Annotated in this window: 2 protein-coding genes; both read left to right on the forward strand. The window is 73.3% G+C overall.

Translation table 11 applies throughout. The annotated features are described in order from the left end of the window. On the forward strand, nt 1–5,383 hold a 5,383-nt coding region (locus tag ABTZ94_RS35715; protein ID WP_502967364.1), incomplete at its 5' end, for a type I polyketide synthase. Between the two features lie 47 nt (nt 5,384–5,430). Next, nucleotides 5,431–6,251 (forward strand): beta-ketoacyl synthase N-terminal-like domain-containing protein (locus ABTZ94_RS35720; RefSeq protein ID WP_351207320.1); only part of this gene is annotated, 821 nt, incomplete at its 3' end.

Genomic DNA, 6,251 nt, shown 5'->3' on the forward strand with positions numbered 1-6,251 from the left:
TCTGCCGCCGATGGATGCCGGGTTGGCGATCGGTGCTCTTCAGCAGGCTCTGGACCTGGATGACACGGTGCTGGCCGTCGCGGACATCGACTGGGCCCGCTTCGCGCCCGACTTCACCGCCGTACGGCCCAGCCCGCTCCTCTCCGAACTGCCGGAGGCCAGCCAGACGCCCTCGGACGGAGCGGAACCGGACGCGGCCACGGGAGGCTCCTCGCTCGTGGAGCGGCTGGCCGGGCTCTCCCCGGCCGAGCAGGACCGCGCACTGCTGGAGTTGGTCCGCACCCATGTGGCCGCCGTGCTGGGACACGACGGTTCGGGCTCGGTCGGCGCCGACCGGGCGTTCCGCGAGCTGGGCTTCGACTCGCTGACCGCGGTCGAGCTGCGCAACCGGCTGGGCGCCGCGAGCGGCGTACAGCTGCCCACGACCCTGGTCTTCGACTACCCGACCGCCGCCTCGCTCGCCGGCTATCTGCGCGACGAGCTGGTGGGCGTAGCAACCGTCCCCGCCGTCCCGGACACGGCCCCGGCCACGCCGACCGACGACGACCCGATCGCGATCGTCGCGATGAGCTGCCGCTTCCCCGGTGGTGTGCGCACCCCCGAGGAGCTGTGGACGCTGCTCACCTCCGACGGGGACGCGATCGCGGATTTCCCGGCCGACCGCGGCTGGGACCTGGAGGCGCTGTACGACCCGGATCCGGACCGGCAGGGCACCTTCTACGCACGCGAGGGCGGCTTCCTCTACGACGCGGGCCAGTTCGACGCCGCGTTCTTCGGTATTTCGCCGCGTGAGGCCCTCGCGATGGATCCGCAGCAGCGGTTGCTACTGGAGACGACGTGGGAGGCGTTCGAGCGGGCCGGCATCGACCCGAAGACGCTGCGCGGCACCTCCGCCGGTGTCTTCGTCGGCTCCAACGGCCAGGACTACGACTCCACGCTGCGCGACATCCCCGAGGGCGTCGAGGGCTACCTGGGCACGGGCAACGCGGCCAGTGTGGTCTCCGGTCGGCTCGCCTACACCTTCGGGCTCGAAGGCCCGGCGGTCACCGTCGACACCGCTTGCTCGTCCTCGCTGGTGGCGCTGCACTGGGCGATCCAGGCGCTGCGCAGCGGTGAGTGCTCGCTCGCGCTGGCCGGCGGTGTGACCGTGATGTCCAGCCCCGGCGCGTACATCGAGTTCAGCAGGCAGCGAGGACTGGCCCCCGATGGACGCTGCAAGGCGTTCGCGGCCGGTGCTGACGGCACCGGCTGGGGCGAGGGCGTCGGTATGCTCCTCGTGGAGCGGCTCTCCGACGCGCGGCGCAACGGCCACCCGGTCCTCGCGATCGTCCGCGGCTCGGCCATCAACCAGGACGGTGCGAGCAACGGCCTGACCGCACCCAACGGCCCCGCCCAGCAACGCGTCATCCGACAGGCCCTGGCAGGCGCCGGGCTGTCGACAGCGGACGTGGACGCGGTCGAGGCACACGGCACCGGTACCAGGCTCGGTGACCCGATCGAGGCGCAGGCACTGCTGGCCACCTACGGCCAGGACCGTGCGGCCGACCGGCCGCTGTGGGTGGGCGCCATCAAGTCGAACATCGGCCACACCCAGGCCGCGGCCGGTGTCGCGGGCATCATCAAGATGGTGCTGGCCATGCGGCACGGGGTGCTGCCCCGGTCGCTGCACGTGGACGCGCCGACCCCGCACGTGGACTGGTCGGCGGGCGCGGTCGAGCTGCTGACCGAGGCCGTCGACTGGCCGGAGACCGGCCGCCCGCGACGCGCGGGCATCTCCTCCTTCGGCTTCAGCGGTACCAACGCCCACACCGTGCTGGAGCAGGCCCCCGAAGCCCTGCCGGACCCGGTCGCTGCCGAGCGGCAACCGGTCGTACAGCCGGATGTGCTGGCCTGGCCGCTGTCCGCCAAGGGCGCCGACGCGCTGCGGGCGCAGGCCGAGAGGCTGCGCTCCCATGTGGTCGCCGGCGAAGAGCTGAGGCTGCTGGACCTGGCCTTCTCGCTGGCCACGACCCGCTCCGCGCTGGAGCACCGCGCGGTGGTCACCGGCGCCGACCGGGAGCGGCTGCTGGCCGGCCTGGAGGCGCTGACACGCGGCGAGTCCGCGGCGCACGTCGTCCAGGGCACGCCCACCGAAGGACGCACGGCGATCCTGTTCACCGGCCAGGGCAGCCAGCGGCTCGGCATGGGCCGCGAGCTGTACGCGTCGAGCCCGGTGTTCGCCGAGGCGCTGGACGCGGTGAGCGCGGAGCTGGACCGGCACTTGGAACGGCCGCTGTACGACGTGCTGTTCGGCGATGACGCTGCGGAGCTGGACCGGACGGGCTTCACCCAGCCCGCCCTGTTCGCTGTCGAGGTCGCGCTGTACCGGCTGGCCGAGGCCGCCGGGGTGCGTCCGGACTTCCTGGCCGGTCACTCCATCGGCGAGCTGGCCGCCGCCCATGTCTCCGGCGTGCTCTCGCTGGCACACGCGGCCACGCTGGTGGCGGCGCGCGGCCGGCTGATGCAGGAGCTGCCCGTCGGTGGCGCGATGATCGCACTCCAGGCTTCGGAGGAGGAGGCCCTGACGCTGCTGGCCGGCCACGGGCACGAGCTGAGCGTCGCGGCCGTCAACGGACCGGAGTCCGTGGTGATCGCCGGTGACGAAGGCGCGGCGCTGAAGGCCGCGGAGACGCTCCGCGGCCGGGGCCGCAAGACCAAGCGGCTCACCGTCAGCCACGCCTTCCACTCCCCGCTCATGGACCGCATGCTCGGCGACTTCCGCGAGGTTGCCGAGAGCCTGACCTATGGCGAGCCGCACATCCCGGTCGTCTCCACCGTCACCGGACAGCCCGTCACCGACGAGATGAGCCAGGCCGACTACTGGGTACGCCACGCCCGCCAGGCCGTCCGATTCCTGGATGCGGTGCGCACCCTGGAGGCCCAGGGCGTCACCACCTACGCCGAGCTCGGCCCGGACGGGGTCCTCACCGCCATGGCCCAGGACTGCGTCACCGCCGACGGCGCCGTTTTCGTCCCCGTGCTGCGCGGCGGCCGCCCCGAGCCGGAGACGCTCGCCGACGCCCTCGCCCAACTGCACGTACGGGGCGTGGCCGTGGACTGGGCGGCGGTCTACGCAGGCACCGGCGCGGCACACGTGGCGCTGCCGACGTACGCCTTCCAGCGCCGCCGCTACTGGCTCGAAGGCTCCGCACAGCAGGCATCGAGCACCCCGGCCCCGGCCGTGGACCGGGCCGACGCCCGGTTCTGGGAGGCCGTCGAGGCCGACGACCTCGCCGCGCTCACCGAGGTCGTGGCCATCGACACCGAACAGCCGCTGAGCGCCCTGCTGCCCGCCCTGTCCGCCTGGCGCCGACGCCGGCGCGAGCAGTCCGTGCTCGACGGCCGACGCTACCGCGTGAGCTGGAAGCCGCTGGCCGAGCCGGACACCGCCGCGCTCGTCACCGGCAACTGGCTGGTCCCCGTGGACGCCGAACACGCCACGAGCCGGGCCGTCCGCCGACTCCTGGACGCGCTGACCGAACGCGGCGCCCACGTAAGGCCGGTGGAGCTGGCCACGGCCGACCTGGACCGGACGGCACTGACCGCCGCGCTGCGGGAGGCCGCCGACGGCGAGCCCGTGCACGGCGTGCTGTCGCTCCTCGCACTGGCCGAGCGACCGCACCCCGAACACCCCGCGGTCCCCGCCGGGCTGCTGCTCACCTCGATGCTGGTGCAGGCGCTCGGCGACACCGACTGGGCCGCGCCCCTGTGGTGTGCCACCGTCGGCGCGGTCGTCACCACCCCGTCCGAGCACACGAGCAGCCCCGCCCAGGCGCAGATCTGGGGCCTGGGCCGGGTCGTCTCCCTGGAGCACCCGGAGCGCTGGGGCGGCCTGGTCGACCTGCCCAGGACGCTCGACGAACGGGCCGCCGACCGGCTGGCCGCCGTGCTCGACGGGTCGCTCGGCGACGGACACGAAGACCAGGTGGCCCTTCGCACGGCCGGAATCCTGGCCCGCCGCATCGGCCGCGCCGAGCCGGCCGCGACGGCGGGCGAGCCCTGGCGGCCGCGTGGCACGGTCCTGGTGACCGGCGGCACCGGCGCACTGGGCGCACACGTGGCCCGCTGGCTGGCGGGCAACGGCGCCGAGCACCTGGTGCTGGCCAGCCGCCGCGGCCCGGACGCCCCGGGCGCCGCCGGACTGCGCGACGAACTCACCGCGCTAGGCGCCGAGGTCACCGTCGCGGCCTGTGATGTCACCGACCGGGAGGCGGTGGCCGGACTGCTGGCCGCCGTGCCCACGCGGACCCCGCTGACCGCCGTGGTGCACACGGCGGGCGCCGGGCAGTTCGCCCCGCTGGCCCGGACCGGCCCTGCGGACATCGCCGAGGTGGTGGCCGCCAAGGTCGCCGGCGCCGTCCACCTGGACGCACTGCTCGGCGACGCCGAGCTGGACGCCTTCGTGCTGTTCTCCTCCATCGCCGGAGTCTGGGGCAGCGGCGGGCAGGGCGCCTACGCGGCGGCCAACGCCTTCCTCGACGCGCTCGCCGAACAGCGCCGGGCGCGTGGCCTGGCCGCCACCTCCGTGGCATGGGGCCCGTGGGCGGACGGCGGGCTGGTCGCCGACGACGAGGCGGCCGAACAACTGCGCCGCCGCGGCCTGCCGGTGATGGCCCCGAGCACCGCGATCACCGCTCTCCAGCAGGCGCTGGACGGCGACGAGACCACGGTGACCGTGGCCGACGTCGACTGGGAGCGTTTCGTCCCCGCCTTCACCGCGGCCCGCCCGCGCCCGCTCATCGCCGACCTGCCCGAGGTGCGCGACGCCCTGGCGGAGCCGACCGCGGAGCGGGCGGAGACCCCCGGTGAGGCACCCGAGTCGCTGGCCGAACAGCTGGCCGGGCTCAGCCGCCCCGAGGCCGGCCGGGCACTGCTCGACCTGGTCCGTACCCACGTCGCGGCCGTCCTCGGACACGACGGGATCACGGAAATCGAGGGGGGCCGGGCATTCAAGGAGCTCGGCTTCGACTCGCTCACCGCCGTCGAACTCCGCAACCGGCTGAACACGGCCACCGGTCGGCGGCTTCCCGCCACCCTGGTATTCGACTACCCCACGCCCGTCGCGCTCGCCGACCAATTGTGCGCGGAAATCCTGGGCGAGGACACCGCTCCGGAACTTCCGGCACTCGCAGAAATCGACAGGCTGGAATTCACCCTCAGCAACGTCCCCGCCGACAACGCGGAACGGGCGAGCGTCACGGCGCGGCTCGAAGCGCTGCTGAGGACGTGGAACGAAGCCGAGAGCGCGGCGTCCGGAGCCGGTCCCGACGAAGAACTCGAAATCGATGCGGCCTCGGCCGAAGACATCTTCGACATCATCAACAATGAATTCGGAAGGTCCTGACGTGATGACCGCTCACATTCCGACTCTTTCCAGGGGGTGACGTTTCAGTGGCTACCGCAAATGAAGAGAAGCTTCTCGACAACCTGAAGTGGATGACCACCGAGCTGCGCCGGGCTCGCCGCCGCCTGACCGAGGTGGAAGCGGACGCGCAGGAACCGATCGCGATCGTCGCGATGAGCTGCCGCTTCCCCGGGGACGTGACATCCCCCGAGGACCTGTGGCGCCTCGTCGACCAGGGCGGCGACGCCATCTCCGGCTTCCCCGCCGACCGCGGCTGGGACATCGAGGCGCTGGCCGACCCCGACCCCGACCGCAAGGGCACCTTCTACAACACCGGCGGCGGATTCCTCGCCGGCGCCGCCGACTTCGACCCGGCGTTCTTCGGTATCTCGCCCCGCGAGGCGCTGGCCATGGACCCGCAGCAGCGGTTGCTGCTGGAGACGTCCTGGGAAGTCTTCGAGCGGGCGGGCATCACCCCGGCGACGCTGCGCGGCAGCAAGACCGGCGTCTACGTCGGCGCGGCCGCCATGGGCTACGGGAACGACCTCCAGGGCGCTCCGAAAGGGCTGGAGGGCCTGCTGCTGACCGGCGGGGCCACCAGCGTGCTGTCCGGCCGGATCGCCTATACCTTCGGCCTGGAGGGCCCGGCCGCCACCATCGACACGGCCTGCTCGTCGTCGCTGGTCGCGCTGCACTGGGCGGCCCAGGCGCTGCGCACGCGCGAGTGCTCGCTGGCGCTGGTCGGCGGCGTCACCGTGATGCCCAACCCCGATGTCTTCGTGGAGTTCAGCCGTCAGCGTGGGCTGTCCGCCGACGGTCGGTGCAAGTCCTTCGCCGCGTCTGCCGACGGTACGGGCTGGTCCGAGGG

Origin of the sequence: Streptomyces sp. NPDC002785, from assembly GCF_040295565.1 — a bacterium.
Taxonomy (GTDB): Bacteria; Actinomycetota; Actinomycetes; order Streptomycetales; family Streptomycetaceae; genus Streptomyces.